The organism is Paraburkholderia bannensis, from assembly GCF_014200455.1.
Lineage (GTDB): Bacteria > Pseudomonadota > Gammaproteobacteria > Burkholderiales > Burkholderiaceae > Paraburkholderia > Paraburkholderia bannensis_A.
In genome coordinates, this window is the sequence record NZ_JACHBW010000014.1 from 126,335 (window position 1) to 153,278 (window position 26,944).

Here is a 26,944-nt window from a genome sequence, read left to right on the forward strand (position 1 = left end):
GCCACAAAAAGCCGCCACGCCATGATCCCGACGCACCCAGCCCCCGCCGCCGCTTTTCCCGCTCTTGCCCCTCTGTGCCGCTCGATCGCGACGGTGTCGATCAGCGGCACGCTCGCGGAAAAGCTCGCCGCGATCAGCGCGGCCGGCTTCACGGGCGTCGAGATCTTTGAAAACGATCTGCTCTATTTCGAAGGCTCGCCCGCCGATGTGCGCCGCATGGCCGCCGATCACGGCCTCGCCATCGTGCTCTATCAGCCGTTCCGCGATTTCGAGGGCGTGAGCGCAGCGCGCCTCGCGCGCAACGTCGAACGCGTCAAACGCAAGTTCGATGTGATGCACGAATTGGGCACCGATCGCCTGCTGGTATGCAGCAGCGTCGCGCCCGATGCGATCGACGACGATGCGCTCGCCATCGATCAGTTGGGCGAACTCGCGAAGGCAGCCGCCGAAGCGGGCGTGGTGACCTGTTACGAAGCGCTGGCGTGGGGTCGCAACGTGAGCACGTATCGTCACGCCTGGAAGCTGGTGGACGCGGTGAATTCGCCGAATCTCACGCTTGCGCTCGACAGCTTTCACACCCTGTCGCTCGACGATACGCCCGATGCGATTGCGTCGATCCCGGGCCACCGGATCGGCTTCGTACAGATCGCCGACGCGCCGAAAATGCAGATGGACGTGCTCGAATGGAGCCGCCATTACCGCTGCTTCCCGGGACAGGGCGACTTCGCGCTCGCGGATTTCACGGCGCAGGTGGTCAAGAGCGGCTACCAAGGGCCGCTTTCGCTGGAGATCTTCAACGACGGCTTCCGCGGTGCACCCACGGCCGCGACCGCAGCGGACGGCCATCGCTCGCTGCTGTTGCTCGAAGCGTTGACGCACGAGGAACTGGCAAAGGACAACAATGCCACCGCTGGCGCCCCGCTCTACACGCCACCGGCCGCGCCCGCGCATGCGCAGTGGCAATTCCTCGAATTCGCGGTCGATGCGGCCGCGCGCGAACGCGTAGCCAGTCTGCTCGACAAGCTGCATTTCCGCCGCGCGGGCCAGCATCGCTCGAAAGACGTGACGCTCTATCGGCACGGCTCGGCCGCCATCGTCCTGAATGCCGAACCCGATTCGTTCGCCGATGCCTTCTTCCAGCGTCATGGTCTGTCGCTGTGCGCTTGCGCGCTGCGGGTAGACGATGCGCGCCTCGCGCTCGAACGCGCCGCGGGCTTCGGCTATCAGCCTTTCTCGGGCCGCGTGGGCCCGAACGAGCGCGTGGTGTCGGCGGTCCAGGCGCCGGACGGCAGTCTTAACTACTTCGTTAATGAGGAGCCAGGCAAGCCGACGCTCTTCGAAGCCGACTTCGTGCTCACCGATGTGGACGGTCCGACCGAAGTCGGCCCAATTGCGGGCATCGATCACGTGAGCCTTTCACTGCCCGCCGGTTCGTTCGATTCATGGGTGCTGTTTCTGAAATCGGTGTTTGGCTTGCAGGCGAGCGCCGCCGTGCTGGTTCCGGACCCCTACGGCCTTGTGCGGAGCCGCGCCCTCTTCAGCGCCGATCGCGGCCTGCGCGTGGTGCTCAACGCCTCGGTCGACCAGCACACGGCCGCAGCGCAAACCGTGCGCGCCTATCACGGCACGGGCCTCAATCACGTCGCGTTCAGCACCGGCGATATCTTCCGCGCGGTGACCGAATTCGAAGCGGCGGGCGTGCCGCTGCTGCGCGTGCCCGCCAATTACTACGACGACCTCGAAGCGCGCTTTGCCATGTCCGCCGATTTTCTCGACGCGCTGCGTCAGCACAACCTGCTTTACGACCGCGACGAAAAAGGCGGCGAATTCCTGCACGCCTACACCGAAACGCTCGACCAGCGGTTCTTTATCGAACTGGTGGAGCGGCGCGGCGGCTACGACGGCTACGGCGCGCCGAACGCCGCTGTGCGGCTGGCAGCGCAAGCGCGCCAGCGAGCGAGGGCAGCCCGCGAGCAAACCGAATAAACCGTCTTCAATGGCGAGCCTGCAATCATAAGAAGGCCGCCCGGACATCAATACAAAAAACCGCAGACCCGGTGCCGCGCAGGCGGCCCACCCCGCACGACGCTCACCAGATTCGTGCGGATCGATTCAAAACAATAAGTAATCCTGCCTTTCACATGGAGACTCACGACGATGAAGAAGACTGGCTTCGACCCCGGCATTTTCCTGGCGGCGGGCGCCGCGCTGATCGCCAACCCGGCATTCGCCCAGAGCAGCGTGACGCTCTATGGCGCGGTCGACGATGCAATCACCTACGTCAACAACCAGAACGGTCACTCGAACGTCTACCTGCGCCAGGGTAACGTTTACGCCTCGAAGTTCGGCCTGCTTGGCAAGGAAGATCTCGGCGGCGGCACTTACGCGATCTTCGATCTGCAGAACGGCTTCGATCCCAATAGCGGCGCGCTGCAATCGAGCGGCCTGATCTTCAATCGTCAGGCGTATGTGGGCCTGAAAAACAACCAGGCGGGCCAGTTCACGCTTGGCCGTCAGTACACGCCGTATTACCAGTTCGTCGGCCCGCTCACGGGCAGCAACTGGCTGACCGGCGCAACCGGCGCGCACCCGGGCGATATCGACGGCCTGGACACCACGATTCGCATCAACAACTCGGCGATCTACACCACGCCCGCCTGGTACGGCCTGCAGGCCAGCGCGATGTATGCGTTCGGCGGCATCGCGGGCAGCACCGGCAAGGGTCAGACCTGGAGCGCGGCGCTGCGCTATAACAATGGCCCGCTCGCACTCGCAGCCGCGATCCTGCGCATGGACAACGCCGCGCTCACGAGCGGCTTCGATACCTCGTCGACGGCGAGCTTCGGCAAATCGTCGCTGAATACGGGCTATGTGTCGGCGCGTGCGGTGCAGCATGTGGCCGTGGCGGGCAACTATACGATTGGCAACCTCATGCTGGGCGCTTCGTATTCGAACGTCGAATACCTCGCGGGCGGCAAATCGCTGTTTGCCAGCACCGCCGTGTTCAACACCTGGGCCGCGCTTGCCACCTACCGCTTCGCACCGGCGTTCGACGTGGGCGGCGGATTTGCCTACACGATGGCATCGAAAGCCAACGGCATCGCCAGCGCAGCGCGCTACGAGCAGGTCTCGCTCAAGGAGACGTACCACCTCTCGAAGCGTACCTCGCTCTATGCCTTGCAGGGCTACCAGCACGCGAGCGGCCAGACGCTGGGCGCGAACGGCGCGGGGAATATCGTCAATGCAAGCCCGGCGGTAGGCGACTCGCAGAACAGCACGCCGTCGAGCACGCACTCGCAGTTCGTAGGCATGGCAGGCATCGCGCTGCTGTTCTGATCGACTGGGAGACACGGCGGCCATCGCGCGTCAATCTGACGCGAATGGCGCGGCAGCCGCGTGGGGCGCGGGCCGTGGCGCACAAGCACGATGCCGCCCTGCCATGCTGCCGCAACAGTGCCGCGCGTTGTGCGACACTGTTGCGTCTCGAAAGGGCGCCGCCATCGCGGCGCGCCTGACGCGCCCCGCTGCCTTACCCTCATGATGCCGCGACGTATGCAAACGATTGCGGCAATCGTGCTATTTTCCGGCGCCGCGCGCGAGGCTCACGAGCCCAACCCAAAGCGCACACTCATGCCGGACATCCCCATTTCCCCCATAGGCGCGGTCCCTCCTCGCCGCCGCGGTCTCGCCATCACGCTGTTCTTCCTCGTTATCGCCATCGGCGCGATCTACGTTATCGATCATCTGTTCGTCGATCTGCGCGCCGTGCAGGAAAGCTCTGCGTTGCCCTTCGTGCTGCTCGCCGTCGCGCTGATGATCGCGCTCGGCTTCGAGTTCGTGAACGGCTTTCACGACACCGCCAATGCGGTCGCCACCGTGATCTACACGCATTCGCTCGAACCGCATCTCGCCGTCGTGTGGTCGGGCATGTGGAATTTCCTCGGCGTGCTGGTGTCGAGCGGCGCGGTGGCGTTCGGCATCCTGCAACTGCTGCCGGTCGAACTGATCCTGCAGGTGGGCAGCAGCGCGGGCTTCGCGATGGTGTTCGCGCTGCTGATCGCGGCGATCATCTGGAATCTGGGCACCTGGTATCTCGGTCTGCCTTCGTCGAGCTCGCATACGCTGGTGGGTTCGATCATCGGCGTGGGCATCATGAACCAGTTGATCAGCGGACCGTCGGGCACCTCGGGCGTGGATTGGGCGCAAGCGGCGGGGGTCGGCAAGGCGCTGCTGCTCTCGCCGATCGTGGGCTTCGTGCTGTCCGCTCTCTTGCTGCTCGCGCTGAAGTTCGTCGTGCGCAAACCCAGCCTCTATCAGCAGCCCCAGCCGAACAAGCCGCCGCCGTTCTGGATTCGCGCGTTGCTGATCGGCACCTGCACGGGCGTGTCGTTCGCGCACGGTTCCAACGACGGGCAAAAAGGCATGGGTCTCATCATGCTGATCCTGATCGGCGTGGTGCCCACGGCCTACGCGCTCAACAAGGCGGTGACCCCGAGCGAAACGGAAGCCTTTGTGGCCGCCGCACGCGCGGCCTCGATCACACTCGTGCACTACACGCCCGCTGACGCGTCCATCGCGCCGCCCGCCGATCCGCGCAACGAAGTGCAAGCCTATGTGCGTACGCATCGCCTGCAACCGGCCACGCTGCCCGCCTTGCGCGCGTTGACCGATACCATTGCGGATCAGGTGAGTCTGTCCGGCTCGATGGCGCAGGTGCCACAGGTTATCGTCGACAACGTGCGCAACAACATGTACGTGGCCTCCGAAGCCATCCGGCTGATGGAGAAAGCGAAAACACCCGCGTTTTCCGCCGCCGATGCCGCCACGCTCGACGACTTCCGCAAGCAGATGGATCACGCCACCAAGTTCATACCAACGTGGGTGAAGGTGGCTGTCGCGATCGCGCTGGGACTGGGGACGATGGTGGGATGGAAGCGCATCGTCGTGACCGTGGGCGAGAAGATCGGCAAACAGCATTTGACCTATGGACAGGGCGCGTGCGCCGAAGCCGTGGCGATGCTCACGATCGGCATGGCGGACGTCTACGGCCTGCCCGTTTCGACAACCCATGTGCTCGCCTCGGGCGTAGCGGGCACGATGGCCGCCAATGGCTCCGGGCTGCAATGGTCGACGGTGCGTAATCTCGTGCTTGCGTGGGTGTTGACGCTGCCCGCTTCGATTGCGCTATCCGCTGCGCTGTATTGGGTATTTCGTCAGGTCTTCTGATCAATCGATGAGCGAGGCGCGGCGGCGCTCAAATGCGCCCCGCGATGTCCGCTTCGACACGTCTGCGCAGATCGCGCACGACGCCTGCAGCAGGCACCAGCCACCACGTCGGCGCCTGCACGCCGAAGTCCCACGCAATGCGCGTCGTGCCCGCACCGGCTGCATGCGCGCGGCAGCGGAACGTCACGGTCTGATGCGCCTCGCTTTCGCCATGTTGTCTGGTCGAAAAGCGCAGCACTGCCTGCAGCGTGAAACTGGAATCGTCGGGCGACAGCGCGCCTGTCTCGATCTGCCAGCTTGCACCATGACGCCCCGTACCACGCAGCGCCGCGCCGACGCGTTGCCAGGTCTCGCGCGCGGGCAGCGGCACACCATGCATGCGGCCCGCGCGATCCGCGCGATGCAGGGTGCGCTGCGACCATGCGAAGCCGCCCGCAAGAATCGCCCCGGTGGCAATCAGCACCGCTTGCAGCAAGACCCCAAGCCAGCGCCAGGAACCCGTCGCATCGAACACACTGAAGACGAGCCGATGCGCCGCCACGAACAGCACGATCAGCACCACCACCGCGGCGCTGAGCGTCATGAGCCAGCCGCGCGATGGATCGTCGAAGCGCGCAAAGAAGAAATTGCGGATGGGATGGCGGGCGGTGGGCGCGAGATCGTGATCGGCCAGAGCTTCGGCGGCGTGCTCGGCGGTAGCCTGATCTTCAGCCTCTGAGGCCGCCTGCTCGTTGTCGCGCCAGACGGCATGGGCTGCTCGCTCGCTTGCCACATCGTCGCGCAGACGCACGATCTCGCCGATCAAGCGCTCACGCTCGGTCTGCATGCGGGCGATTTCGGCCAGCGCGCGCAGTCTGTCGCGCTGCAGGCCATCCAGTTCTCCATGCAGGCGCTCGCGGCGCACTTCCAGTTCGCGCATCTGCTCGCGCACGCGCAGAAGTTGCGCATTGCCGGGCACCGTGCCGCTTGAGGGCGCCTGGTGATGCATGGCCCAGTACGCTTCCAGCACCTCGCGCGCTTCCTTGATGCGCTTGAACTGCTCGTCGGCCCAATGCAGCGACGCGGCGCTAGGATGCCGCCATTTGTCGGGATGGAGGATCTGCGCGAGCTGTCGATAGTTGTGCTTGATGTCGGCCGCGCTGGCGCCGGGCTCAAGATCGAGCCGGTAATAAAGCCGGTCGTAGTCTTCGTGGGTCCGTGGGTCGGTAGCGGGCATGACCGAGGTGTCGGATGGTTTCTGATGGCTTTGTTCAGTCGAATCGCCGCAATCGGCACACCTGCGAGCGCAGCCGCAGCGCAACGATGATGTCCCCAAAGGTATATCACGCGTGCGCTGCACGCAAGGCGCATGCCTTCAAAGCCGCCGCGCGAGCATCCGGCTGAGTGTCGCGAACGCAACAGCCGGTAATTCGTGGAGCTTGCGCACGACCACCGCATGCGGATAAAACGCCTCGACGGAATCGTCCTGAATGCCGATTCCGACGAGCTCGATGCCCTGTGCGCTCACCTCGTCCACGCGCGCCTGCAGGTCGTGGCGCAGGATGGCGGGATCGCCGTCGCTGGTGGACGGGCAGCCGTCCGAGAGCACGAATAGCAGACGCCGCCGCGCCTTGCGCGCCGACAGCCGCGCGGCGGCCCATGTGAGCGCTTCGCCGTCGGGGTTCTCATGACCGCATTCGATCACTGCCAGGCCGCTTGCATCGCGTGCGTCAAAACGCTTGAAAACGCGCAGATCGAGCCTTTCGACAAAGCGGTTATAGCCGCCCAGATCGATGCCTGCCGCGCGCGCGCGCTCGTAATATTCGCGCATCGGCGGCGATTCCACCGAGCTATAACCGAGCACTTCGGCCTCGAAACCAAGCTGCATCAGCGCATCGGTCAGCGCGGCCGCGCACAGGCGCGCGAGTTCGATTTTGCGGCCCGCCATCGAGCCGCTCAGATCGAGCAATAGCGTGACAGCAGCATCGCGCCCGCTGGCGTGCGTGCTCACGCGAAACGGCGTGCGATAGCCACGCGAAACCGCCAGCCGCGCCAGCGCGCTGCGGTCGATTTCGCCGCGCTCCTGCTCGCGCTTCCAGTGCGCGAGTTCGTCCGCCTTGAGCACGCGTTCGAGATGTGTCTTGAGCGTGCCAGTCTCCGCGCGCGCGAGCGCGCGCAGCTTGCGCCAGGCCGTGGCGTCGCCGCTGCCGGTGAGATCCGTGACGATATCGAAGGCGGTGGTGAGGGGAATCGAGCACTGAGGCCTTGCAGAAGCGCTTTCGGGGCGCATCGCGCGCGGCGCAGCCGCATCGGCCTCGGAAAGCACCGCGCCGGGTGCGGAAGTCTGTGCATCGGCGGCCGCGTCAAACGTCTGCGCACCGGGTTCGCGGGTGGCTTGGGCAGCGGGCGCTCCGTCCAGCGTCAGCGCGAATTCCGTGTCATCTTGTGCGCCGAATTCGTCAAATTCGCGGGCGAACGCTTCGTCGTCGAGCGCTTCGATTGGGCGCGCCGTTTGCATCATGTTGTTCGCACCGCCCGAGGCCAGCGAGCGCACGCCGGCGACGATGGCCCGCGCGGCCAGAATGCTCGCGCCAGTCGAATCGCTCTCACGCGCCGCCGCAAGCGGACCTTGATCGACGTCGAGCACCCGCAGCGCGGCCGCCAGCGAGCTCGCACCGCGCTCGTTGACGTCGGGCGGTTCGCCCCATAGCGTACGCTCGAAGGCCCACACCAGACGCTCGGGCCAGGTGAGCGTCTGCCATCGGCGCGCCGCGTCATGCGCGAGTTGCGCCCGCCAGCAAGTCATATAACGCTTCGCGCCCGGCAAATCCGCCACGAGACGCCTCCAGACCCGCCGGTCTTCTATCACCTGCGCGATGCGCCCCGTCACGCCCGCCTGTGCCGTATCCAGCCGATGCGTTGCGCTGTTCCGCCAGCGCGCGGCGAGAAGATCCAGGTAGCCGGTAAGCAAGGCCTCCTCGCCCTCGACATCCTCAATTGATTCGCCATCCTTTGTTATTTTCAGAACGCGCGACGGCAGCACAAAGCGCTCATGCTCCACACGCGGACCGCCCGCGCCAATCGAAACGCTCAGGCGCGGCTCGCCGGTCAGCACGCGCGCGAGCTTGCTCAAACGCACTTCAAGATCGTCGATCCGGGTGCTGTCCATAAGCTCGTTACATCACGTAGCCGCGCCGGAACCGGCATCGAAAATCACGTGATGGCGAATGATGCTGCGTATCAGCGCGGCATCCTCCGCACTCACCTTCGCGTAGATTGCAGGCCCTGCGGCGCGCTCGACGTCGCCCGTGCGCAGCATCAGTTCCGCCCAGTCGATCAAACGGCGCGTGGAAAACGCGCTCGCGAGATCTTCGCGCGCGAATGCGGCGCGACAATCGGCAGCAACGGCGGCAAGCGTGCGCGCAATCGCAGGCGTGAGCAACGGCAAGGTGCGCCGCAATACTTCGGCTTCCTCTTCTTTCGAAAGATAATCGAACAGATACACGCGCCAGCGATCGAGAAAGGCTTCGTTGAGCAGATTTGCCCCCTGATACAGGTGCCGCCAGGCGCTCATCGCACCCGCCGCGTTAGCCGTGGCGAACAAACGAAACGACGCATGCGGCTCGACGATTTCATTGCCGCGCTCCTTGAGCAGCAGCCTGCCATTCGGCTCCAGCACGGCAGTCAGCACCGCCAGAATCGAAGGCTCGGCAAAATCGAGTTCGTCGATAATGAGCCAACAGCCCTCGCGCATCGCCACCGGCAGCACGCCGTCCACCCAGACGGTCTCGCCGCCCTTCACGGTCCAGAACCCCACAAAATCGCCGATGGTGGTCTGCCCGTTCATGTTCGCACGCAATACTGCGTGTCCCGTGCGCGCGGCCACCTGCTCGATGAAACTGGTCTTGCCCGAGCCGGTGTGCCCGATCAGCAGCACGCGACGGTTCTCGACAATATCGAGCGCGATATCTTCGCTGCGCGCAGTGAAGAGGTAAGCGTCGTTGATGCGCGGCACAAGCGCCGATGGCGTGCCTTCATGAGCACGCGGCATGTCGACGTTGCCGATGCGCACGCCCTCGTGCCGGACCGCTTCGCGCGTCTTGCGCCCAAGCTCGACGGCACGCTGAAGCTCCACCGCAAAGCGGCTGCCCGCTTCCACCGCGAGCGCCTCGTCCTCGCGATCCGCATCGGAAACAAAGCCCTCGCGACGCCACTTGAGCAGCTTTGCTTCGAGATTGTCGAGATCGACCACGGTGTCGATATCCACTCCGTTGTCTCCCGCCTCGCCATGACCATGCTCGATGCGGAACATATGCGCGCGCTCGGAAAGCGATACGCGCCACCATTCGCGCGCCGCGCCCGCGCCGCGCGAATAAAGACCTTCAGGTCCGTCGTCTGGAACTGCGAGAGCCCGGGTATTCATCGGCAAATCATCTTTAGAGGCGGAAAGCGCGTGAAAGAAAAGAACTAGGGAAAACCCCGTTTTCAGCCATTCATATTACGCGCTCGCGATTATCGAGTGAGCCGCCGCGCCGGCCATCCCAACCCTCGCGAACGCCCGGATAGCGGGCAATTGCGCGCTGCGCCAGTCCATGTTGTGCCAGTGCGACACTGAATTAATTTTATTTCGGAAGTTTTAAGGGTTCGAAATATTATCGCCACTTTCGTGCACGGGGCACCGTCCACGATACCGGTTCGAAGACTAATGCCAGCGCCGCACCCCTGCTCCGCTGGATCAATTAAAAACGGGGATGACATGAAGAAGACCACCGCAGCAATCGGCGCAGCACTGCTCGCCCTTTCGGCACAGTCCGCATTTGCGCAAAGCTCGGTTACGCTGTACGGCCTCGTCGATACGGCGATCCGCTATCAAACCAATGCGAACGCAGCCAACGACGGCCTCGTCGAAATGCGCGAAGGCGCCATCACCCCCAGCCGCTGGGGCCTGAAGGGCTCGGAAGATCTGGGCGGTGGCCTCGCCGCAGTCTTCAAGCTGGAAAACCAGTTCAACCTCTGGAACGGCAAGCTCTCGAACACCACCAACACGCTGTTCCAGCGTAACGCCTACGTGGGTCTTTCGAGCCAGCAATACGGCACGCTGACGTTCGGTCGCCAGCAAACGCCGTTCTTCGAGGAAATGGGCAACACGTTCGATCCGCTGACCGTCGCCGACTACTGGCAGGACAGCTGGGCGTACAACCCGGTCGGCCCGTTCCTGTTCACGAACAGCTCGGCCAAGTACACGAACACGATCGGCGGCCTGCATGTCGAAGCGATGTATGGCTTCGGCGGCGTGGCGGGCAGCACCGGCGAAAACAGCATGTACGGCCTGACGGCTTCGTACACGTTCGGCCCGGTTGCAGCGCTGGTTGGCTGGCAGCAGAACGACGTCGCCGGCAAGAAGTTCAACCTCGCCAACGTCGGCCTCGTCTACTCGGTCACGCCGGCGGTTCGCCTGCTGGCAGGCTGGCTGCACTCGCAGGACAACTCGGGCACGGTCGACCAGGCCGAACTGCAAACCGGTTCGCTGCCGACGAGCGCTGTGAGCCCGAACCGTATCGACGACAACTTCTACGTGGGCACCACGTGGCAGGCCACCGCGCCGCTGGCGATCACGCTGGCCGGCTACTACGGCCACGCACGCAACGCGTCGTTGGGCAATGGTTCGCTGGGCAACGGTATCAACTACTCGGCAACGCTGCTTGCCGAATACTCGCTCTCCAAGCGCACCGAAGTCTACGGCACGGTCGACTTCACGCGCGGCACCGGCGCTTATACCATCGACTATCCGGGCCGCAACAACCAGACCGGCGTCGCTATCGGTCTGCGCAACCTGTTCTGATGTCGCTGCCGGCCTGGCAGGATCGGCCGGCACAGCACACGATCCACGGATCGTCGAAAACCGCATGCGTAGCCCGCGTGCGGTTTTTTTTCGTCCGCGTTTCGTCCGCGTTATCAAGGGGCTGGGCGCGGCTTGTGTGTCGGGCAGGCGAAAAACCCTTGCGGGCGCACCTAAAAGACGCGAAATCAGCGGAGAACGGGCCAAAAAGCGCCCACTGGCCCCAAATTTGGCGGACCAGGACGCCACAGCGGCACGTATGGGATAATTACAGAGTTTGCCCGAAGCGCCGCTCAAAAGGCCTGGCTGCGCGGGCGTTCGAGGGGCCTTTATTCCCGTGGCCCGCTAATTTTCCAGCGATTTTTCACTAGCTCCCACGATGCCCGCATACCGCTCCAAAACCTCCACCGCCGGCCGCAACATGGCAGGTGCGCGCTCCCTCTGGCGCGCCACCGGCATGAAAGACGAAGACTTCTCGAAGCCGATCATCGCCGTCGTCAACTCGTTCACCCAGTTCGTGCCCGGCCACGTGCACCTGAAAGACCTGGGCCAGCTCGTCGCGCGCGAGATCGAAGCCGCGGGCGGCGTCGCCAAGGAATTCAACACCATCGCTGTCGATGACGGCATCGCGATGGGCCACGACGGCATGCTCTACTCGCTGCCTAGCCGCGACATCATCGCCGATTCGGTCGAATACATGGTCAACGCGCACTGCGCCGACGCCATGGTCTGCATCTCGAACTGCGACAAGATCACCCCGGGCATGCTGATGGCCGCGATGCGCCTGAACATCCCCGTGATCTTCGTGTCGGGCGGCCCGATGGAAGCGGGCAAGACGCGCCTGGCGAACCCGGTCACCAAGGCGATCGAAGTCAAGAAGCTCGATCTGATCGATGCGATGGTGATTGCCGCCGACAGCAAGTACTCGGACGCGGAAGTGGCCGAAGTCGAACGCTCGGCCTGCCCGACCTGCGGCTCGTGCTCGGGCATGTTCACGGCCAACTCGATGAACTGCCTGACCGAAGCGCTGGGCCTCTCGCTGCCGGGCAACGGCACCGTGGTCGCCACGCACGCGGACCGTGAACAGCTCTTCAAACGCGCCGGCCGCCGCATCGTCGAACTCGCGCGCGAGTACTACGAGAACGAAAACGAGCGCGTGCTGCCGCGCTCGGTGGGCTTCAAGGCGTTCGAGAACGCCATGACGCTCGACATCGCCATGGGCGGCTCGACCAACACGATTCTTCACTTGCTGGCGATTGCGCAGGAAGCCGAAATCGAATTCACCATGCGCGACATCGACCGCCTCTCGCGCGTCGTGCCGCAGCTGTGCAAGGTCGCGCCCAACACCAACAAGTACCACATCGAAGACGTGCACCGCGCCGGCGGCATCATGGCGATCCTGGGCGAGCTGGCGCGCGCCGGCAAGCTGCACACCGACGCGCCCACCGTGCACGCGCCGACGCTCAAGGACGCGCTGGAGCAGTGGGACATCACGCTCACGCAGGACGAAGCGGTCAAGACCTTCTACATGGCAGGGCCGGCAGGCATTCCCACGCAAACGGCGTTCAGCCAGAACACGCGCTGGCCGAGCCTCGATACCGACCGCGCCGAAGGCTGCATCCGCTCGTACGAGCATGCGTTCTCCAAGGAAGGCGGCCTGGCGGTGCTGACCGGCAACATCGCGCTGGACGGCTGCGTGGTGAAGACAGCGGGCGTCGATGAGAGCATCCATGTGTTCGAAGGCACGGCGCACGTGACCGAATCGCAGGACGAAGCCGTCGCGAACATTCTCGCCGACAAGGTCAAGGCCGGCGACGTGGTGATCGTGCGTTACGAAGGCCCCAAGGGCGGCCCGGGCATGCAGGAAATGCTCTACCCCACGAGCTATATCAAGTCGAAGGGGCTGGGCAAGGAATGCGCGCTGCTGACCGATGGTCGCTTCTCGGGCGGCACCTCGGGTCTGTCGATTGGCCACTGCTCGCCGGAAGCGGCGGCGGGCGGCGCAATCGGTCTGGTGCGCAACGGCGACAAGATCCGCATCGACATTCCGAACCGCTCGATCAACGTGCTGGTGTCGGACGAAGAACTGGCGCGTCGCCGCGAAGAGCAGAACGCGAGGGGCTGGAAGCCGGTGCAGCCGCGTCCGCGCAAGGTTTCGGCAGCGCTCAAGGCATATGCGAAGCTGGTGATGTCGGCCGATAAGGGCGCTGTGCGCGATCTTTCGCTGCTCGACGATTGATGGTGTTGGGATTGCGCGGGGCTTTCTTCGGCTCGCGTGATTGTTGGTTGGGAAAAGCCGCTCATGGAGCGGCTTTTTTTAAATCAGCTGCGCCAATCGCATAGTCATCGGCGCTGCACTACATCTCTGATCGCACTGGATGCGCTCAAGGATTCGGTTGCGCACGCAACATTATCAGCGTCGGTCCAGGCAATCGAAGTGACCGCGATCGATCCGTCGAGCGTCGTGCCCGCCGATGCGGAAGTCCGCGTTCTGCCAATCGTGATGCCGGGAGCGCTGGCCGTGGTGGTCAGCGTGCTCGTGGCGGCGTATTAAATCGAGTGGCTGGCTGCCTTCCGCTTTTAGTCGCGCTTATACGAGGCTTGAAATGAGATGGCAACCGCACGTTGCACGATGCCCATGTCGTGCGATCGGAAGCCCCTCGTCTTTCATCGATTCATCGCCGATTCGAATTAAATTCATCATCCACTTCCGACTCAAAGAATTAATAACAATTGCTACGAAAAACATTTTTCTCTCAAACACGATATGAAGTGTGTCTGGAAGTCTCCCGAATGATCTGCGACGAAACTTCTCAAAGCCATCAGTCCGAAATCGCTGAAATAGCTAGTGTCTAAAGTTGCGATCTCATCGACGTAAGTGCGGGATCCGTCTTGAAGCAGCAGCGAGTACGCTAATGCATTCTCAGCCGCTACTTGTGTTCAATTCGCCAATCTATCCTTTACTCTTTGCGGAATTTTTTCTGCATTGCTGGACCGAATCATAAGTTCCCTGTAGTGACCATACGCCTTCAGCGCCTTATCATTGACTCCGAGATCCCAATATGAGTCGGCAATATTCAACCACGCCACGGCACGATTCGGCGAAGCCGCGATGACAGTTGATAAAACTGAAATCGCAGCCTCATTTTTTTTGTCAATTGAAGTGCGTACGCGTAGTCATTCAGAGCAGGGACCACCCCCCTTCATTGCTGGATCAGATAGCCACGCCGTTTGATAGGCGTTTGCGTAAGGCGCCAAAGTGCTCACGGCGTTCTGCGGTTGATCCGTTTTCAAGAAATTGACCGATTCCTGATGCGCCGCGTCAAGATAATACTCAAACTTCTGCCGGTAATCGGATCCGCTTGCAACTAGTTTATATGTGCCGGTTAAATCGATATCGTCGGCGCAAATGCCTTGCACATCGGCTTCTGTCACATATAATTCTGAGTCAGTCATCTGCAGAGAAACTCGATGCCCGCTTACCGCCGTTGGTTTGAGATCAGCGATGGAATTATGGACAGGCGCAATATCCGTCTTGATTTTCCCGCTGTCGCGGTCGAACTCTCTAGTCCTGATAAAGCAATCCGCTGATGTGGATGCTCCATTCTGCTGTGCACCGCACGACAGATATAAAATATATCTATTGCCGTATTCAACTAAAGAAGCGTCGGATCCTTGCGTTGAGAATAATTTAACCAAAGCCTCCGCATGAGCAGAAATTGGCGGAATAAAAGATACGGCTACGATCAGTGTATTAATGTCTTTTTCATCTTGCAATTCCTGTTGCGCCTTCACTCTTTCCGATCGATATCCAGGCAAATGAAGCCACCGTCCGCTTGCGGCCAGACGAATCTGTCAAAGCCGACTGAATCCTGACCCATCTTTCGGCGAAACGCCGAAGTAAATCTGACCCACCCAGTTCCGTGTCACGCGGCGGCGGCTTTCGCAATTGCCCGCGTGGTCTGTCCAGCTTTTCGTTTGTCCTTCAGTCTTTAGCTCTCGCCGGTAATCTGCACGATATGCGCGTGATGCAGCAGTCGGTCGAGCATCGGTGCCGTCAACGTCTGGTCATCGGCGAAGGCCGTGGCCCATTGCGTGAACGGCAGATTACTCGTCAGCACGATGGCCCCACGCTCGTAGCGTTTGTCACCGACAACGATGTACTTTTTTCCCGGCATGTCTGCTAGCCCTTATTGCGGAACACTCCAGCTAAACGTCTGGGGCTTGGCTTTCCGCGCCGCCTCAGCCGGCGGCGTCACCATCGTGATCGTTGCATGCCCTGGATCCCGAAGGTTGATCAGAGCGTTCGATTTACCGTCGCCGTAGCCCATCATCGTCGCCAGCGCAATCTGCACGAAGGTCGAACTGACGCCCGTGTCGCCTCCGATGCGATGCTGCATGTCGAAAGCGTCAGCGGGATCGTCCAGATCGATTTTCTGCTTGTTGTCATGCAGTGACTGGACCAGCAGTGCAAGATTCGCTGTCGACGCTCCGGTGTCGTAGAACATGCGCTCCGGCTGCACACCCTGAGGTAACGTCGAGAGCGCTTCCTCCCAGCCGGCACGCAGTTTCTCGATCTTGTCGGCTTTTTTCGCCGGCTCACCGTGACCGTTCGTGAGATCCACTCTTACCGGACGATGCAGGTTCGCGAGCACCGGCCACTGATCGTACTTGGCGAGTTGCCACGAGGTCCAGGGAACGGGCACCCACGGATTGGGTTTGAACCCAGCCGGGAATTTCAGATTCTCGGTCTTGTAGAACTCCGGCAACTTTGCCTGCCAGTAGTCGTTCGTCGGATCACTGACGCCGTCGCCCGGTTTGGGATAGGCGCGCTGCTCTTTCCAGTAGTAATTCGAGAGCTTTACGACGTCATACTGTGTTTTGGTCTTATCAAGGATGCCCTCGGTTTCCGTCGCATACGGCCGAATCAAATGGTCGACACGATCCGTCCGGGTGACTAGCAGCCCCACCACTGCGTCAGGCTGCGTGGGAACAAAATTCCCGTCTTTATTGAACTCCGGAATCCGGGAGCCCGGCGTCGCGGAAAAGCCTCGCGTGATTGCACCATCCTGAGCCAGAACGAACACCGCAGGAAGATCAGGGTGATCGTCGAAAAGCTTGAACAGCTTTCCCACTACCTCAGACCCATCTGCCGTGTTGATGTCATTCACGCGAATGTAAAAGCTGTTGCCAGTTCCGGATCCGTTGTCCGCGTCTCCAAGGAACGCCCCCAGCTGCGTCGCGGACTTTTGTGACGGATCAGTAGGCGGCCCAACGAGCACAGTCGGTATTGGCCAGTATTCAACCCAGTCAAGGATCGTATAGCTCACGACATTATTCGAGCGGCGGCCAAACTGTTCCCAGCGCGTGCCGTAGGACCACTCATAGTCCTTGGGGTCGCTCAGCAACACTGTGCCCTTCGGCCCGGCTTCGTCAATACGCATGAGCAAGGCACGCTGGCGAAAGCGGTCTACCGTTACCCCGATCCTTCGAACTTCAAGGGCAAATTGCGGGCCACCTGCCGTCGAAGCGGCTACGGCGGGAACAGCAGGCGCGGCAACCAGCGCGCCACCGGCTGTTCCTTTTTCCCCAGCGTTGGCCGTACGCGCGAAGCCGGTAAAGGCGAATGCGCCCGCGGCGAGGAGCACGACTGGGGCGAAAAACAGGATTAGGCGTTGTGGCATCGAGAGGCTATCCAAGACAAAAATGTTCTGTGAAACCATCACAAGCATTCGGGTGCCCGAGGGGCGTGTCAGTGTCTAGCCATATCGCAATCACGGGAGCGGGACTGAGTTCATCGGATTCTTTGCGAGCGATTCGGTGAGCGGCTTGTTTCTATCGACGATGTGTTCGTCCACCAGTCGTTTCACTGTCTTGGGGTCTTTAGGTACGAGACTCTCGTCGGGAAATTTGTCTTTCTGGTTATAGTCGTTCGTCGCACTCACATACTGTTTGGTCGTATCGTCGAATGCGTCATACGCTCCGTTGCCCATCGCTGCGAATCAAGTACAGCACTTCCAGCAGGAGTGCCCGAATCAGCTTCTCCGGCGCGATGCTCGGGCGCCCCCCCCTTGCGTCGCTCTCGTACATACGCGAAAAGACCGCATCCATGCGAATGAGCGCATCGTTCAACCACAGCCGAATCGGCCGCAACGGGTCATTGGCCGGAACAAAGTCATCTAGCCTGCACATCGTGAACATCGACTTGGTATAGCCGTCCGCTCCGCGAATCGCTTCAGTCTCAGTGTGGTCCGATTCCTTGCTTCCACGTTTACTCCTCCCGCCCGGATGACGTATGCGGGAGGTATTTCAACAGCCTGCTAAACGACCGAGTTGCCTGGTGGTTGATTTAATTTTATGCAGGACCCCAACACGAAGGCATGGGAGTCTTGGACGAGCCAAACTGGCGACGCTCACGGCCCCCTTCAACCGACGACTCTCTCGTCTTGGCGTTAGACCAGGCTTGAGATGAGATGGCAACCGCACGTTGCACGATGCCCATGTCGTGCAATCGGAATGCCCCCGTCTTTCATCGATTCATCGCCTTCCTCGATAACGTTTGGTCTCACATCTGTATGCTGAGGGCATGACACACGGTCGCCTTTTCGAGCAACGTAACGCCCCTCAAACCGCATGCTGGTAGAGCCAGTTTCTACCTTGCCTTGATGATCCGTGGAGTCACCGATCCGAATCAGGTTGATCATACAGTTGTCTCTATGCGCTCATTTCCTGTTGACGTGAACCTTACAATGCGCATCGGCGATTCCCTCAGGATGGTCTGCACTTAAATATGTCCAAACCGTCATTTGGGGATTGAACGCAATAGCAATGTCCCCATCCTTCGTCTGATAGAAGTAACTGCCATCACTGGCGGCATGACGAACCCCATGGATGGTAATTGATGCTCCAGGATCTCGGGTGTCAATCGTTACGACGCCGTACAATCCGAAATTGCAAACATACGAACGACCCAGCGTCGGCTTGTTTGCGGAGCCAGCGTCAGCCAGCGCTGACTCGGCAAAAAGCAATGAAAATAAGAAAAAAATAGTTGTTGAAATTTTTTTCATTGTGTCAATCCTTGTATTCGCCTACCCATCAAATGCGACCTCATTCAACATCGCTTTACTCCCCATCAATCAGAGCGATAGAAAAAGGCTGCGGGCGATAGGGTTCTAGCCCAGGGGTCGTCCCATGATAATGCATCGCTGTTCCAACGCCATAGCGCGGTCCAGAGAGCGCGTTGATCCAAGCCAAATTGACTGCGTCGGAATAGTTCGGATTTGCATAGTTCAGATTGGTTCCGACGCAGGATGGCTCCCCATTTGCACGGTCACGCAGATAGGAATCCATCAGATCATTGACCCTCTGGCTCACAAGACTCACGGGAATCTGCTCCACTGACGACCGGTGGTGTTGGTTTCTCGCAATCGGTCCGTTAATGTCCGAGAACTGATTGTATTGGTTAACAACCGCCGACACAGTGCTCCCGAATTGGCTACCAGGTACAAATCGACCGGAGGCTACACGATTCAAGATCGTATCGACGATTCCTTTCGCTTGCATGTCGCCCGCGAACTGAACCCATTCAGTTTGAAGCGTTTTCTTCAAATCAAGTACGTCTTTTGCGGTCAACGTCAAAATCTGATCACCGCCCGCGGAGTTGATAAAGTTGGCAACAAGTCCAATGGGATGGAAATGCCATACTGTCGTAGTCTTCGGGAAGCCGTCGACATTAGAAATCTGTTCCCACCATTGCAGCTTTCCAATACGCTCTATCTCTGCCTGCCACAGCCACAACAAATTCTTCATTAACGGTGACAGGTCCTGCCACTTGCCTAAGCCACCTCCCCATTCGCTTTCGTAACGCACGACCAGATGCGTGAGTGCCTCAGCGACCCAAGGTATTTCTTGCGCATGTTGAATCTCATGAGCAGTCACTTTCCCGTCATGGTTTGCATCAATTGCCTTCTCCAGCTTGACAATCATGTCGCCGGCATTGACCTTGAGCGCGCTGGGCTCGAATTCCGACTTTTCTTCGCCCGGCAAAAACTGATCGGTTGCATAGATGTAACGTTTGATCATGTCTACTGGCTTGATGCCGCTGTTGTCGACAAGATCAAAGCCTGGCCATTCCCACGGACTGCACCACCGTGTCAATGGATGACCTTCTTCACATACCCAACCTCGCCGGACTGTTCCGTCCTTGGACCCAACCGCGATATTCCACCAATGGCAGCCCTTGTCGTCTATAGCAATGTCCTCCGTCGCCGCCTGATTGAGATCCGTGCGTCGGAAGACATCCCGAAAGTCTGCTCCCGGGCCCTTGGCCTTGGATAGGCTTAACGGAAAGCTGGACCAAGCCTTTACGACATCCGTCGTCGTCGTGTTCGCGATCTTGGCATCCACCCAGACAGGGGAGCCAAAGTTCGTTAGTGTTGCAGGATGGTGTGCATGTGGATGAGCATGCGCCTGTCCCGAATGGGGGTGATTCGTTCCCGTTGGTGCCGCAGGCATCGTCTTCGGCTGGACCTTTATCCATCTGGACTTCGTCGAGGTGCTTACCGGTACCAACGTCAACCCACCTTGGCTATGCGAAAGCGATTTATCAGGATCGGAGATTTCCGTAACGAACAACGCCCCTGCTGAGATCTCAAGAAAACTCTTTGTTGGCGTAAGTTCTTTCGCGCGCGCCTGACTCTTCACTATAAACGGTTTCAATTCCGACCCGGCGAAAACCTCAAGATGTAAGAGCTGTCGCGTCGCTTGCGCCTTAAGCAGCTTCGCATCCGTGTATCGCAAATAGTGTCCTAATTGCCCGACTACTTCCCCTGCCTTGACTTTATATGGCTGCTTCAAAACCACCACAGCGTCGAGCGGCCTCGGGTCCATCACCACGTCAAGTTCGTTCACATAGACCCAACTCCATTGCGCATGCTCCGACACCGCTTTACCGACGACCGCCGCAACCGCTTCGCCACTTTTAATCGACTTGATCTTCCCCCAGCCCGGGTGCTGCGGGTCGGTATCGGAAATTGTCAGCTCAGTCCCCTTGGGAAGCAGCCCGATGACTTTACCGTTGGGCAAGTCACGAATTCGGATACCTTTAATCGCCACAGGCGTGGGCGTATTGTCGGTCGTTTTTTCCCCTACCGTTTGTTGCGGGAGCACAAAACCTGCGTTGATAAAATCGCCAAGCACGTCGTTGCTTGTGCTGCCTGCTGGTGATGACTCGGGTGCCTTTGGCTTCGGTACCTCCTGCTGGTCCGTTGACTTGTCGCCCACGCGATAGTACTTGTCCCCCTCCCAGTAAGCCATCGGCGTGATACTGGGCGTCGACGTGCCTGACGTCTGTTTCTGTTGCGCTTGATAGCTATCCCAATCCATCAAATGCATATATAGGCTGAAGAACGTCAGCGTCTCGTCCGGATTGGGCTTAGGTGCGCTTGGAGCACCTGGTTCAGTAGTGGAAGATGCTGACTGCTGGGGAGTTGCCGCGGGATAAGCGGCATTGGCTTGCGCGGACGGCGTTTGTGTCGTGGCTGCATTCTGTTTGGGCGGCGTCGGCGGCAACTGAAGTTGGTGCCGGATGAGTACAAAACTGGTCGAATAGAGCGCATGCCGGCCGTCGTCATAGACCTGCTCAGGATATTTGCTATCCATGCGATAGGCGACGACCTCGCCATCAGCGATCGCCTTCACTCCGCCGTCCTGTTTGAGCATAGCGGCGGTTCCTTGGTCGAAATGGATCCCGCCGTGCCACATTCCACTCGTACCGATCGGAAAGAAACCGTCCTCCGCTTTGGCCAGCGCTTTCATATAAGTCATTGGATCAGTCGCGTCATCCTTGCCAACTGGCGCGAACGGAAATGACCAGTTCAACCGGGTATAGATCGGCGCAGCGGGAGCAGCCGCGGGATGGTGCGCTGATTGCGTCGGATGCGCTGGATGCGCGTGAGGGTGCAAATTGGAGCTCATGTGTTTGCCGTAACCGCAAAGAAAGTTATAGCGTCTTTGTTCAGCCAGAAAAAAGCGAACCTCGTCCGCCATCCGTCGAAACGGGACTCGCCTGTAACGGGTTGTGAACGGTTCCACTCCCTCCCCCCGGCTTCTCCCAGTCCGCGCACTTCTCCAGAATCTGCCCCGTCGTCACGTTCTCAATCACCCCCGACTTGATGCTGATATACGACCCGCCCGCACCGAGCCAGATTTCCTTCGCCGCCGTGATGACGACGCGGCCATTCGAACTTTCGACCGTCACATCGTCGAGACCCGCCATCGTGATCGGGCCGCCTTGCGCCTGAATGCTCACCGGCCCTTTCGCAGCAAACACCTTGATTCCAAGGTTTTGCGCGAACAGGCTGATCTTGTCCATCACGCTCGCAAGCAGCGATTTGCCCGCACCGATGTTGACGTCGTTGCCTGCAACAAGATTGACATGCTTGTTCGCGGTGACATGCACCGATTGCTGCGACGAGGCGGCGATGCCATCGGGACTTGACAGCAGCATCACCGGCTTCGCGAAGCCATTCGCGTTGCCCGTGCCGCCACCTGCCGTGCGACCGCCATTGGACGTTGTGCCTGCAACCGATTGCTGGGTCGCATCGGTGAATGTCTTCAGCGCATCATGGCCGTCCTGCAGGCTTTCAGCCTGGTTCGTCTGGCTCGATTTCGATACGGTGTCGAGCAAAGCCTCCGCAGCCGCGAGCTGCCCGGTCGCCGCCGAGACGTTCATTGGCTGCGCGCTCGACGGCTGCGTCGACACATACAACCCCTGCTCTGCACGCACTGCGCCATACGCGCCCGATTTCAGGTCGAATCCCCGCCCGAGGAACGACCCGCGGGTGTTATCCGTATGATCAACCAGATACCCCAGATGGAGGTGCGAAGCAAAGCTCGTCGTGTAAAGATGAACGCGGTTCTGGCCGCTCGAATCGTCAAGCACCAGCTGGTTGTAGCCGTCGCCGCCAAATTCACGCGAACGGAAGCCGGACAACACGCCGTTCGTGTTCCACACCGGCATTGTTTCGCCGCCATGCAGGCGCGAGATGACCACGGGCATATCGCAGTCGCCGTTCACGAACGCAACGAGTACCTGGTCACCTTTGCGTAGCGGGAAATACCCGCCGCGCTTCGATCCCGCATCCGGCATGGCCGCGCGAATCCAGGCCGATGCCTTTTCGTTGCGATCCTTGCGGCTATAGGTCATCCATACCCGGACGCGATTGCCATCATCGGTGGTGATTTCTTCGTTCTCTGCCGTCGCCACGATACCGGTCTGGACGTGCATTTCGGGCTTGCGGTGCTCGAAGGGACTGCGGAATGGCACGAGGCGGCGCTGTGCCTCGATTTCCACCTGGATAAAGCCCACGCTGCCGTCCGCATGACGCACGTCTGTGCCGCCCCGGGCAGTCTTCGCCTGCTCGACGGCTGCGCGCAGGCTCTTGGGAAAGCGCGCGAGCGTTTCCATGCCCGGTACGTTGTTCTGGATCAGCCAGTCGCTGGCAATAATCGCCAGCTCGCGATCCTGCTCAGGCAACCTGTCGAAATCAGGATGGCCGCTTAACGTGAACCAGTAACCCGGAAGCGCATAGCGCGGACTACCCACCGCGAAGTAGCGTTTTGCGCGCGAGGCCCATTCTTCTGTCCTGATTCTCGCCTGCAGTTCGCCCTGGTCCGAGCCGCCCCAGCTCTGCGAGCCGGCGTAGAGGTAATCCTCCCCCTGTGCTGGCAGTTCGTCCGTGTCCGCGGCTGGCATACTGATCTGTTTGGGGAGATCCGGCCGCTTATAGTCGACGCTCGCCAGTGTGAGCGTCGCGCTCTGCACTTCCTGCTGCTCGCCTAGTTGGGTCAGCCCGTCAAACTCTTCGTTGGTGCCGGCGCGGCTGAATTTCAGTTCCTTCTGCGGAAGCTGGGGCCCAAAGTAAAGATCGTCCGCGATCACTACCGTGTGCGACTTGCCATCGCTCGCGAAGTCGAAGCGCGGGAACACCCCCACCTCTTCCATGCTGCGGTGGACGAAATTCCAGTCAGTTTCCCATTGCACGCGGTTTGAGTATGAGCGGATCGGCGAGCGCAGGTCAAAAGTAAAGCTGCCATTTGCCTGGGGATGCTTCGCGAACACATCAGACAGGATGTCGCGACCGCTTGCTTCCTGCCAGTCGCGGCGATCGCTGCTGAGTTTGAGAAAGCTCAACCACGATGAAAAATGGAGCTGAAAGTACGTCACCCCGCCGTCGCTGCCAAGGCGCAGGGCGCGCTGCACGTAGCCGTGGATTGGCAGGTAATTGCCATCGGACTGCCTGATCCACAGCGTGACCGGTTGCAGCATCAAGCCGCTGAGCTTGATCTGGTCGTCGAATGTCGATGCAGCATCGACCGTCACGTCGAAATTGCGACCGAGTCTGGCGTTGATCCTGATATAAAGCGGAATCAACCAGTCTTTGCCTAAAGGCGTATCGAGTTTTGCAAGACGGTCGAGTTGCGCGTATCCGGTGCGCAGCGCGTTGTCCAGCATCTCAGAAGCCATGGTGTTCCCCGTTCAGACGTAAATGCAACGTCGCCACCTGTTAATGGAAAAAGTGGACTACGTGTTTTGCTCGGTGATAGAGTAATTCTGACCGGAAATTAGCGTTGTCGGTAAATTTGCCAATCCATAAACGAATACCGGCCCATTAATTCGCGAATATTATCAAAACGATTCTTTGCGCGCAGCATGGGAGAATTGCTTTTCTAAATATTATTGGCGATCGAGCTGATTTAATGCGGAATGTGTTTTCAAAACGCTTTCAACGCGAGCATTCGTTCCATTGCAGACTCTCGCTTCGCTATAAATCGCCCTTACACGTGCTCCTTCAAATACTTCGCCGTATGGCTCGCTGCGACATTGGCGACTACGTGCGGTGTGCCGCAGGCCACCATCTTGCCGCCTTCATCACCGGCGCCGGGGCCGATGTCGATCACCCAGTCGCTGTTCGCCGCGACGCGCATGTCGTGTTCCACCACGATCACCGTGTTGCCCGCATCGACCAGTCCCTGTAGTTGCGTCATCAGCCGGTCGACGTCGGCGGGATGCAGGCCGGTGGTCGGCTCGTCGAGGATATAGAGCGAGTCGCCGCGTTGCGCGCGCTGCAGCTCGGTTGCGAGCTTGATGCGCTGCGCTTCGCCGCCGGACAGTTCCGTCGCGGGCTGGCCGAGCCGCAGATAACCGAGGCCGATGTCCTGCAATACCTTCAGCGCGCGCATCACCGGCCGTTCGGCGGCGAAGAATTCACAGGCAGTATCGACTGTCATCCCAAGCACTTGCGCGATATTCCTGCCGCCCCACTCGATTTCAAGCGTCTGCGCGTTGTAGCGCGTGCCGTGGCAGGTCGAGCACGGCGCGTACACCATCGGCAGGAACAGCAGTTCGACGCTGACAAAGCCTTCTCCCTCGCAGGTCGGGCAGCGCCCCTTCGCGACGTTGAACGAGAAGCGGCCCGCGTCGTAGCGGCGCTTGCGTGCAGCAGGCGTGTCGGCGAAGAGCTTGCGCACGTGGTCGAAAAGACCGGTGTAGGTCGCGAGGTTCGACCGCGGCGTGCGGCCAATCGGCTTCTGATCGACCTGCACGAGCCGGCGGATCGACGTCATGCCTTCGACGATGTCGCCGCCTGTCGGCTGCGTCTCGCCGGCGAGGAGCGGGTCGACTTCGTCGTCGGCATCCGGCGCGATGGCGCGCCCGAGATGGCCCGCGACGAGTTCCGGCAGCGCCTGGCTCACGAGGCTCGACTTGCCCGATCCCGAGACGCCCGTCACGGTCGTGAAGCAGCCGAGCGGAAACGCGGCGTCGAGTTCGTGCAGGTTGTTGCGCGTGATCTTCGAGAGCCGCAGCCAGCCGGCAGGCTCGCGCGGCGCATGCGTCTCGCGCTTGTGCATGGCGAAGAGATGCTTGCGCGTCTGCGACGCCTCCACCTTCGCAAGCCCCGGAGGCGGTCCGCTATAGACGACGTGTCCGCCGTGCTCGCCCGCGGCTGGCCCGACGTCGACGAGCCAGTCGGCGCGCCGCATCATGTTGAGATCGTGTTCGACGATGAAGAGCGAATTGCCCGCCGCCTTCAGGCGTTCCAGCGCCGCGAACAGCGCTTCGCCGTCGGCTGGGTGCAGGCCGGCGGAAGGCTCGTCGAGCACGTACACGACGCCGAACAGCTGTGACGACAGTTGCGTCGCGAGTCGCAGGCGCTGGAGTTCGCCCGACGAGAGCGTCGGCGTCGCGCGATCGAGCGCGAGGTAGCCAAGGCCGAGATCGGTGAGCGTCGTGAGGCGTTCGAGCAGTTCCTCGGCGATGCGCTGTGCCGCGATGCGCTTCTCGTCGGACATGTTCGGCGTACGCCGCACATCGGGCGAGGCCTTGTGCGCCGAGCGGCCCTCGGCGACGCGGCGCTCGGCCGCCTCGCGCATCGCGTGGCGGCTGAGGATCGCGTCATCGCTCGCGATGGCGTGCGCGGGCACTTCGCCGCGCGCGATCGGCGCGAGCAGCTCGGCGACGCGCGCGAGCGGCATTTGCGAGAATCCGGCGATGTCGAGTCCCGCGAACGTCACCGACAGCGCCTCGCGCTTCAGTCGCTTGCCGTCGCAGGTCGGGCAAACACTGCCGACGATGTATCGGGACACGCGCTTTTTCATCAGCGCACTCTGCGTGTTCGCGAACGTGTGCAGCACGTAGCGGCGCGCGCCGGTGAACGTGCCCTGATAGCTCGGTTCCAGCTTGCGTTTGAGCGCGACGCGCGTTTGCGCGGGTGTCAGCCCGGCGTAGACCGGCACCGTCGGCGTTTCGTCGGTGAAGAGAATCCAGTCGCGATCCTTCTTAGGCAAGTCGCGCCAAGGCTTGTCGACGTCGTAGCCGAGCGTCACCAGGATGTCACGCAGGTTCTGACCATGCCACGCGGGCGGCCAGGCGGCGATCGCCCGCTCGCGGATGGTCCGTGAATCGTCGGGCACCATCGACTTCTCGGTGACCTCGTAGATGCGCCCAAGCCCGTGGCACGTCGGGCACGCGCCCTGAACCGTGTTCGGCGAAAAGTCCTCGGCGTAGAGCATCGGCTGCTTCGGCGGATAGTGGCCGGTGCGCGAATAGAGCATGCGCACGAGGCTGGAAAGCGTCGTCACGCTGCCGACCGAGGAGCGCGTGCTCGGCGTGCCGCGCTGCTGCTGAAGCGCGACGGCAGGCGGCAGCCCTTCGATCGCATCGACCTCGGGCACCCCGACCTGTTCGATCAGCCGCCGCGCGTAAGGCGCGACCGACTCGAAATAGCGTCGCTGCGCCTCCGCATAGAGCGTGCCGAACGCGAGCGACGACTTTCCCGAGCCGGACACGCCGGTAAACACGACGAGCGCGTCGCGCGGAATATCGACGTCGACGTTCTTGAGATTGTGTTCTCGCGCGCCTCGTACGCGCACGAAGCCGCGCAGGCTTTGCGCAGTTTTATCGACGGGCAGCGTGTTCATGCGTTGCGATGCCAGCAAGTGTCGCACCCGAAGCCAGCGCGGCTACGATGGAAGCTTGGCCGCTAGTACATCGATACTCATGATTTCCGGCGGTTTGGCGAAGAGATCGGGCGCCTTCGCCATCAGCGCCTCGGCTACTTTGCCCGCGAGGTGCGCCTGGCGGCCGGCGTCGTCGGGAAACGCGTCGAAGATGCCGTACACCGACGGCGCCATTTTCAGCCCGAACCATGCGATCGTCGCGGGTTCCTGCTCGACGAGCGGCAGTCCGCCCATCAGGAAGCTTTCGACTTCCTGCTCCTTGCCCGGCTTCGCTTCGAGCCTGACGAACAACGCTGTCTTGATCATGCCTGCCTCCTTGTTGATGCTATTGCGGGCATCGACGGGAATCCCCGACGATCTCTAAAACGCGGCATCATGCGT

16 protein-coding genes and 3 pseudogenes are annotated in these 26,944 nt (G+C 61.0%); 5 read left to right on the forward strand and 14 right to left on the reverse strand.

Features of this window, described 5'->3' with window-relative positions; all coding sequences use genetic code 11:
• The first annotated feature begins 72 nt into the window (after positions 1–72).
• The 3 genes from F4827_RS23195 to F4827_RS23205 all read left to right on the forward strand — a co-directional run bounded on the left by F4827_RS23195 (position 73) and on the right by F4827_RS23205 (position 5,226).
• The gene (locus F4827_RS23195) at positions 73–1,986 is read left to right on the forward strand and encodes a bifunctional sugar phosphate isomerase/epimerase/4-hydroxyphenylpyruvate dioxygenase family protein (RefSeq protein ID WP_183727655.1); all 1,914 of its coding nucleotides are present in this window, start codon (positions 73–75) and stop codon (positions 1,984–1,986) included.
• 171 nt (positions 1,987–2,157) lie between these two features.
• Positions 2,158–3,336: a porin gene (locus tag F4827_RS23200; protein ID WP_183727440.1), complete on the forward strand. Its 1,179-nt coding sequence runs from the start codon at positions 2,158–2,160 to the stop codon at positions 3,334–3,336.
• A gap of 294 nt (positions 3,337–3,630) precedes the next feature.
• A complete protein-coding gene (locus tag F4827_RS23205) occupies positions 3,631–5,226 on the forward strand; it encodes an inorganic phosphate transporter (protein WP_183727438.1) in 1,596 nt (531 codons plus the stop codon).
• A gap of 28 nt (positions 5,227–5,254) precedes the next feature.
• Here F4827_RS23205 and F4827_RS23210 read toward each other — a convergent pair whose 3' ends face one another.
• From F4827_RS23210 to F4827_RS23220, 3 genes are all read right to left on the reverse strand, one after another.
• On the reverse strand, positions 5,255–6,442 hold the full coding sequence (locus tag F4827_RS23210) for a J domain-containing protein (RefSeq protein WP_183727436.1): 1,188 nt from the start codon (positions 6,440–6,442) through the stop codon (positions 5,255–5,257).
• 138 nt (positions 6,443–6,580) lie between these two features.
• On the reverse strand, positions 6,581–8,374 hold the full coding sequence (locus F4827_RS23215; RefSeq protein WP_183727434.1) for a cobaltochelatase CobT-related protein: 1,794 nt from the start codon (positions 8,372–8,374) through the stop codon (positions 6,581–6,583).
• Positions 8,375–8,386: 12 nt separating this feature from the next.
• The gene (locus F4827_RS23220; protein WP_183727432.1) at positions 8,387–9,628 is read right to left on the reverse strand and encodes an AAA family ATPase; all 1,242 of its coding nucleotides are present in this window, start codon (positions 9,626–9,628) and stop codon (positions 8,387–8,389) included.
• A gap of 333 nt (positions 9,629–9,961) precedes the next feature.
• On the opposite strand from F4827_RS23220, the gene F4827_RS23225 reads away from it, so the two are divergent.
• Entirely contained in the window at positions 9,962–11,047 is a 1,086-nt protein-coding gene (locus F4827_RS23225; RefSeq protein ID WP_183727430.1) for a porin, read from the forward strand.
• A gap of 376 nt (positions 11,048–11,423) precedes the next feature.
• Positions 11,424–13,283 (forward strand): dihydroxy-acid dehydratase, encoded by a 1,860-nt coding sequence (gene ilvD / locus F4827_RS23230; protein WP_183727428.1) that lies wholly within the window; start codon positions 11,424–11,426, stop codon positions 13,281–13,283.
• 351 nt (positions 13,284–13,634) lie between these two features.
• Here the strand turns inward: ilvD and F4827_RS23235 are convergent.
• The 11 genes and pseudogenes from F4827_RS23235 to F4827_RS23285 form a co-directional block, all read right to left on the reverse strand.
• Positions 13,635–13,742: pseudogene (locus F4827_RS23235) on the reverse strand (PAAR domain-containing protein); the annotation flags it as partial.
• A gap of 479 nt (positions 13,743–14,221) precedes the next feature.
• Positions 14,222–14,839 (reverse strand): hypothetical protein, encoded by a 618-nt coding sequence (locus tag F4827_RS23240; protein ID WP_183727424.1) that lies wholly within the window; start codon positions 14,837–14,839, stop codon positions 14,222–14,224.
• A gap of 200 nt (positions 14,840–15,039) precedes the next feature.
• Positions 15,040–15,222, reverse strand: a pseudogene (locus tag F4827_RS36015) (ATP-binding protein); the annotation flags it as partial.
• A gap of 12 nt (positions 15,223–15,234) precedes the next feature.
• On the reverse strand, positions 15,235–16,767 hold the full coding sequence (locus F4827_RS23250) for a DUF2875 family protein (RefSeq protein ID WP_260175380.1): 1,533 nt from the start codon (positions 16,765–16,767) through the stop codon (positions 15,235–15,237).
• A 268-nt stretch (positions 16,768–17,035) separates the two neighbouring features.
• Positions 17,036–17,275 (reverse strand): annotated as a pseudogene (locus F4827_RS23255) (IS5/IS1182 family transposase); the annotation flags it as partial.
• 221 nt (positions 17,276–17,496) lie between these two features.
• Positions 17,497–17,748 (reverse strand): PAAR domain-containing protein, encoded by a 252-nt coding sequence (locus F4827_RS23260; protein WP_183727422.1) that lies wholly within the window; start codon positions 17,746–17,748, stop codon positions 17,497–17,499.
• A gap of 18 nt (positions 17,749–17,766) precedes the next feature.
• Complete coding sequence (locus tag F4827_RS23265) at positions 17,767–18,111, reverse strand: hypothetical protein (protein WP_183727420.1); 345 nt, start codon at positions 18,109–18,111, stop codon at positions 17,767–17,769.
• A 55-nt stretch (positions 18,112–18,166) separates the two neighbouring features.
• Complete coding sequence (locus F4827_RS23270; protein WP_260175379.1) at positions 18,167–21,019, reverse strand: cell wall hydrolase; 2,853 nt, start codon at positions 21,017–21,019, stop codon at positions 18,167–18,169.
• Positions 21,020–21,059: 40 nt separating this feature from the next.
• Complete coding sequence (locus F4827_RS23275) at positions 21,060–23,570, reverse strand: type VI secretion system Vgr family protein (RefSeq protein WP_183727418.1); 2,511 nt, start codon at positions 23,568–23,570, stop codon at positions 21,060–21,062.
• Positions 23,571–23,881: 311 nt separating this feature from the next.
• Complete coding sequence (locus F4827_RS23280; RefSeq protein WP_183727416.1) at positions 23,882–26,524, reverse strand: excinuclease ABC subunit UvrA; 2,643 nt, start codon at positions 26,522–26,524, stop codon at positions 23,882–23,884.
• 42 nt (positions 26,525–26,566) lie between these two features.
• Positions 26,567–26,869, reverse strand: a complete 303-nt coding sequence (locus F4827_RS23285) for a putative quinol monooxygenase (RefSeq protein WP_183727414.1) — start codon at positions 26,867–26,869, stop codon at positions 26,567–26,569.
• Positions 26,870–26,944: the final 75 nt, after the last annotated feature.

Excerpts from the sequence above, each read along its gene's own strand:
- F4827_RS23200 (WP_183727440.1), top strand. The coding sequence starts at position 2,158 with ATGAAGAAGACTGGCTTCGACCCCGGCATTTTCCTGGCGGCGGGCGCC.
- F4827_RS23205 (WP_183727438.1), top strand. The coding sequence starts at position 3,631 with ATGCCGGACATCCCCATTTCCCCCATAGGCGCGGTCCCTCCTCGCCGC.
- F4827_RS23210 (WP_183727436.1), bottom strand. The coding sequence starts at position 6,442 with ATGCCCGCTACCGACCCACGGACCCACGAAGACTACGACCGGCTTTAT.
- F4827_RS23215 (WP_183727434.1), bottom strand. The coding sequence starts at position 8,374 with ATGGACAGCACCCGGATCGACGATCTTGAAGTGCGTTTGAGCAAGCTC.
- F4827_RS23220 (WP_183727432.1), bottom strand. The coding sequence starts at position 9,628 with ATGAATACCCGGGCTCTCGCAGTTCCAGACGACGGACCTGAAGGTCTT.
- F4827_RS23225 (WP_183727430.1), top strand. The coding sequence starts at position 9,962 with ATGAAGAAGACCACCGCAGCAATCGGCGCAGCACTGCTCGCCCTTTCG.
- ilvD (WP_183727428.1), top strand. The coding sequence starts at position 11,424 with ATGCCCGCATACCGCTCCAAAACCTCCACCGCCGGCCGCAACATGGCA.
- F4827_RS23250 (WP_260175380.1), bottom strand. The coding sequence starts at position 16,767 with ATGGTTTCACAGAACATTTTTGTCTTGGATAGCCTCTCGATGCCACAA.
- F4827_RS23260 (WP_183727422.1), bottom strand. The coding sequence starts at position 17,748 with ATGATCAACCTGATTCGGATCGGTGACTCCACGGATCATCAAGGCAAG.
- F4827_RS23265 (WP_183727420.1), bottom strand. The coding sequence starts at position 18,111 with ATGAAAAAAATTTCAACAACTATTTTTTTCTTATTTTCATTGCTTTTT.
- F4827_RS23270 (WP_260175379.1), bottom strand. The coding sequence starts at position 21,019 with ATGAGCTCCAATTTGCACCCTCACGCGCATCCAGCGCATCCGACGCAA.
- F4827_RS23275 (WP_183727418.1), bottom strand. The coding sequence starts at position 23,570 with ATGGCTTCTGAGATGCTGGACAACGCGCTGCGCACCGGATACGCGCAA.
- F4827_RS23280 (WP_183727416.1), bottom strand. The coding sequence starts at position 26,524 with ATGAACACGCTGCCCGTCGATAAAACTGCGCAAAGCCTGCGCGGCTTC.
- F4827_RS23285 (WP_183727414.1), bottom strand. The coding sequence starts at position 26,869 with ATGATCAAGACAGCGTTGTTCGTCAGGCTCGAAGCGAAGCCGGGCAAG.